This is a genomic window from Daejeonella sp., assembly GCF_049655485.1.
GTDB lineage: Bacteria > Bacteroidota > Bacteroidia > Sphingobacteriales > Sphingobacteriaceae > Daejeonella.
This window is the reverse complement of record NZ_JBASJU010000329.1, coordinates 1-5,391: the sequence shown is the minus strand read 5'-3', so window position 1 is coordinate 5,391 and position 5,391 is coordinate 1. Positions and strand designations below refer to the sequence as shown.

Annotated in this window: 3 protein-coding genes; 2 read left to right on the top strand and 1 reads right to left on the bottom strand. The window is 42.2% G+C overall.

Going from position 1 to position 5,391, the window contains the following annotated elements:
* Positions 1-703 (bottom strand): chemotaxis protein CheB (locus WBJ10_RS13540; protein WP_424291173.1); only part of this gene is annotated, 703 nt, incomplete at its 3' end.
* A gap of 154 nt (positions 704-857) precedes the next feature.
* Between WBJ10_RS13540 and WBJ10_RS13535 the strand changes: the two genes are divergently transcribed.
* Together WBJ10_RS13535 and WBJ10_RS13530 are read left to right on the top strand one after the other, a co-directional pair.
* On the top strand, positions 858-2,108 hold the full coding sequence (locus WBJ10_RS13535) for a cation:proton antiporter (protein WP_424291171.1): 1,251 nt from the start codon (positions 858-860) through the stop codon (positions 2,106-2,108).
* 260 nt (positions 2,109-2,368) lie between these two features.
* A partial coding sequence (locus tag WBJ10_RS13530; protein WP_424291169.1) for a PAS domain S-box protein occupies positions 2,369-5,391 on the top strand: 3,023 nt, incomplete at its 3' end.

Here is a 5,391-nt window from a genome sequence, read left to right as displayed (position 1 = left end):
AAGGTACCTGATTGCCCAGGGCGTTGACAGAAGGCAAATCGCTGAGTACCCGTTTAGCAATATCTGTTTCTATTCTAATTTCGTTCGGGATAGCTCTTTGTTTTTTAAGGGGGTTTTGAACAAGTTCGCGAAGGAGTCCACCCATTTGCGAAACGGGCATGCAATAATCTACTTCCACCTGATTAAGGGCATTTTGGGGCATATCAGGGTAGTCTGCATCGTCAGGATCTTGTACTATGCATATCCCGCCGCATTTTTTTACAGCTTCCATGCCAGATGTTCCATCATTCAGATAGCCCGTAAGAAGCATAGCAATGACTCCGGTTCCAAAGGTAATTGCAGCAGAACGAAACAACGCATCAATTGCCGGCCGTGACCTGTTTTCATGCGCGCCTTTGGTAATCAACAATGTCTTATCCTCATCAATCATAAGGTGATGATCGGAGGGTGCCAAATAGATATGACCCGGTTTCATCGTGATCTTATCCTGCGCATGTTCGCAAATAAGGCTTCCATTATTATTCAACGAGTTTAACAGCGCATTACCAGATGCATCGGCGGAAATGTGCTGGACAACTAAAATAGGGACGGGGAAATCTGAACTTAGCTGGCTGACAAGTTTTGTAATCGCTTGCAAACCACCAGCCGAAGCTCCGATTAAAACGACCCTATTCAAATGTGGAACTTTAACTGCTGCCTTCATCCTAATGCTAATTCGATTGGAGAACGTATATGTTGGCGTTTTGTGTGTTTTAATTGAGGAATTGTATAATCGGAAATTTTACCTGGGTGATAATGTTGAACATGATTGTTTTAGCCCAACAATTAACTGGTATAGTAGTTGAGACTTCAGAGTGATGAATGAATATTTTCTGATTTTAGCGCTTATCGGGCTTGCGGCATTCGGTATGGCCTGGATGCCTGCAATTTCGAAGCGTACAGGAGTGTCCTATTCAATAATATATCTTGTAGCCGGAATGCTGATATACGTCTTTTTTCCGGATTTTTTACCCAGACCAGATGTAATGACAAAGGAAAAATTCACTGTGCGGCTCACAGAGATGATTGTCATTATTACATTAATGGGTACTGGCTTGAAAATAGATAGGTCCTTCAATCTTAAGAACTGGTCAACTCCCTTACGGCTTATAAGTTTTGCCATGATTTTGTGCATAGCTATTACCGCAATCATGGGATATACTTTACTGAGCCTAAATCTCGGTTCAGCACTATTATTAGCAGCAGCACTTGCGCCAACCGATCCGGTTCTGGCTTCTGACGTGCAGGTTGGCCCACCAAACGAACACATTAAATCGGAAACTAAATTTTCCCTGACTGCCGAGGCGGGAATGAATGATGGAATGGCTTTTCCATTTGTATGGCTGGCTATCGTAATTGCTACGGCAAAGAATGATATCGGAGAAACTGACCTTATTTCCTGGCTTGGGTACCACGTTTTTTATAAAATCATAGCAGGTATAATTATCGGGTATCTTCTGGGAAGATTGGCCGGATATCTTGTTTTTACCGTTTCGGAAAAATTCCCCGCATTAAAAACACGGGATGGTTTTGTTGCGATAGCCCTAACCCTGATCGTATATGGCCTGACGGAGCTTGCGAATGGTTATGGATTTATTGCCGTATTTGTAAGTTCGATTACCCTGCGGCACTTCGATAAAAAGCATGATTATCATTATGAGCTGCATTCTTTTGTAGATCAAACGGAGAGACTTCTGGTAGCTATCATACTTCTTTTACTCGGCGGAGCATTGGTAAGCGGAATATTAGAGCCGCTAACGTGGGAGATGGCTATGGTATCCCTGGTATTCGTTTTAATAATCAGGCCAGTGGCCGCATTTGTGAGCCTGCTGGGATCCGACACCCACATAAAAGAAAAATTCGCGATCAGCTTTTTTGGGATAAGAGGTATTGGGTCTGTTTTTTACCTCGCCTTTGCATTCCAACAAACGTATTTCGGACATGAACGTGCACTCTGGGCGATGGTATCGTTCACCATTTTAATTTCGATTATCATTCACGGAATTTCAGCTAACCCGGTTATGAGATATTTAAAACATGAAATTCCAAAAGAACCGGAACCTGAATAACTAAGTTGTTGAGTGGAAGACCTGATTTTTTTACTATATAGAAAAACCATTTCTACCAGAAGTCCTAAAAAATAAACTGTATACGCTGTTAAAATTGCCGCACTAAAGGCGCTGAAATTGTTTTAATTTTTTTGAAGAAAAACTATGCACCTTTATTTATTAAAACTTCATTCGCCAGAATCCATATTTCTGAACAATTCGTACTTTTAAACAAGGACAGCTCAGGGCGAGGATTTTTACAAATTCACTAAACTTAGCATATGGTTAGTTCTGAAATTTGGTTAAGTATTTTTCAAAAATCGCCAATTCCAATAGCGGTATTCGGCTGTGGTGATGACCGTTATACCTTGCTTGTTTCAAATCCGGCCTATCTCTCGATTTTAGGTTTACAGGAAAGCGAAGTTAGTGATAAATCGGTTTCTGAAATATTTCTCCTTCATGGAATCCATGTGAATGAAGAATTCCTCACTGGTATTGTTCATTCATTTGAAAAAGTGCAGCAATCTCGCTCACCTGACAGAATCGATAATGTGTCATTGAGTGTCCATTATAAAGACAGCATAGTTCCGCAAACTTTTAATATTGACGTAGAAAATACACCAATCGAGGAAAATGGGGTCGTTAAATATATCTGCAAGAGTTTATTTCAGCATCAATCCTCAGGGGTGCCCATGCAATTACAAAACCCGGCATCCGAACCCAGGAATCGCGCCGAATTGATTGAAACCATATTACAGAACCTTCCAATCGGAATAGCGGTCAACAGGATTGATAGTGGGGAGGCTACCCTGGTCAATCGTCAGTTTAGTGAAACTTATGGCTGGAGCGACAAAGACCTTGTTGATATAACGACTTTCTTCAATAAAGTGTATCCGGAACCCGTATACCGCGAAAAAATCCTAAGTCAGGTAATGGAGGATATTAACAGCAGAGAAGTCTCTAGAATGGTGTGGGATAATATAGAAGTAACTACTTCGACTGGTGAGAAGCGGGTGATAAACGCCAAGAATATCCCATTATTTGATCAAAATCTAATGATCTCGACGGTGGTAGATATGACTCTCCAGGCTGGACAGGCTGCTGAGATACGTCGTGCCAAACTCAATCAGGAAGCCCTAATAAACAGCACTGAGGATTTGATGTGGTCTGTAGATATGGATTGTCAACTTATTACAGCGAACAAGGCATTTCTCCACAGATTAATGCTTGCAACCGGCAGGGATTTACGGGAAGGTGATGTGGTTCTGGACAACGTTTATGGGGAAGAAATAAAACAAAAGTGGAAAAACTATTACGACCGGGCTTTTGGTGGTGATGCTTTTACGATAAAAGAAGATTTTTACAATCCTGAAGAGAAAAGGTTTAATTATTCGTTGGTATCGTTTAGCCCTATGTACAATGAACAGGGGCAGATATTTGGTGCAGCTTGTTACTCAAAGGACACGACTAACGATACTCTAGCACTTTTAGACCTACAGCAGGCCCGCAATGAAACCCATAAAATCATGGAATCGTCGCTGGATGTGATTTGTACGATTGATGTGAATGGATGCTTTGTAAGCGTGAGTGCAGCATCGTTGAAAATTTGGGGTTATTCTCCAGAGGAGCTCACCGGCAGACGTTATATGGATCTGGTTTATGAGGAGGACGCTGCCCTTACGATAGAGGCCTCGAGGAACCTTATGGGCGGTACTGAAATGACGAATTTCGAAAACCGATACGTCAGGAAAGATGGTTCGCTTGTGTCCATTATTTGGTCAGCCCGCTGGGATGATAGAGATAAAACGATGTATTGCATCGCCAAAGATGCGACCGAGAGAAACCTTGCCGAGGATAATCTTAAAAAGAGCGAAAAGCGATATCGCAGCCTCGTGGAAAATGGAGCTGATGTTGTGATGATTCTCGACCCAGGTTGTAAACCACTATACGTTTCACCTTCCACCATTCGCGTGCTTGGTTATACGGAAGACGAAGCCATGTCTTTTTCGATGAACGAACTCGTTCACCCCGCTGATCAAGCTGCATGGGCGGCAAAAATTAAGGAGTCTTTACAGAGCCCCGGTCAAACGATCGGTGAACAAATTTCACGACTTAAACATAAAGATGGATCCTGGCGATGGTTAGAAACGACATTAACCAATATGATCGATGATCCAATGATTAACGGGATTGTTGACAATTTCCGGGATGTTACCAAACGGATAGAGGCGGAGTTGGAGAAAAACCTTTTAATCAGTAACACTGAGGAATCCTTCGTGCTCCTCAACAGGAAACTGGAAATTGTAAGCTTCAATGATCAGTTCGAAAAGCTTTACAAGTATTATTTTAACACAACTGTTCGGAAAGGCCGGTCAATACTCGATTATGCACAGCCGGAGAGACGAGCGCTCGCTGCTGAGATTTATGGCAGGGTGCTTCAGGGGGAATCCCAGGTCGCTGAAATACAATTAGCAGATCCAGTCACTTCTGATAGAACTGTATTCTCCATGAACTACAAGCCCGCGAAAAACTCTGAAGCCGAGATAATCGGGGCTTTTGTGACTGCCATAAACATCACGGAGAGGCAAAAGGTATTTGATCAATTAACTGAATCTGAAGAACGCTATAAACTTCTATTCCAATCCAGCCCTCTTCCCAACTTTGTGTACGATCTGTTGAATTTTCAGATTTTAGACGTGAATGACACCGCATGTGGGCATTATGGCTATTCAAAAGCTGAGTTTTTAAAGAAGTCTATACTTGATATCACGACCGAACATGAAAGAAAGCGGATCGTTGGTTTGCATCAGCACACTTTACTTACGGAAAATGCAGTGAATTTTGGAATCTTCCTGCAGCAAAAAAAGGATGGCGGACTGATTCAGTCTGATATTTCCGGTTATAAAATCAATTTTGACGGACGGGAATGCGTAATGATCGCCTGCAACGATGTTACTGAAAGAGAGGTGGCTTTTCAACGCATTAAAGAAAATGAATCGAAATTGCTTGCTTCACAAAAAATCGCTAAAGTTGGATACTGGCAGTCTCATCCTGGCAGTAAGGGATTGCATTGGTCGGATGAGGTTTATAATATTTGGGGCTTCGACAAAAAAACCTTCCATCTGGATTATGATTCTTATTTCAATACGATTCACCCCGACGATCGGGAAGAGTTTTTGAAAAGCAGGGAACGCGCCTTTAAAACAGGCATTCAGCATGATATAGAGCACCGAATCATGCTCAAAGATGGAACAATAAAGTGGGTTCATACCCTTGGCAACCTGGTGAGGAACGAGCAGGGGGA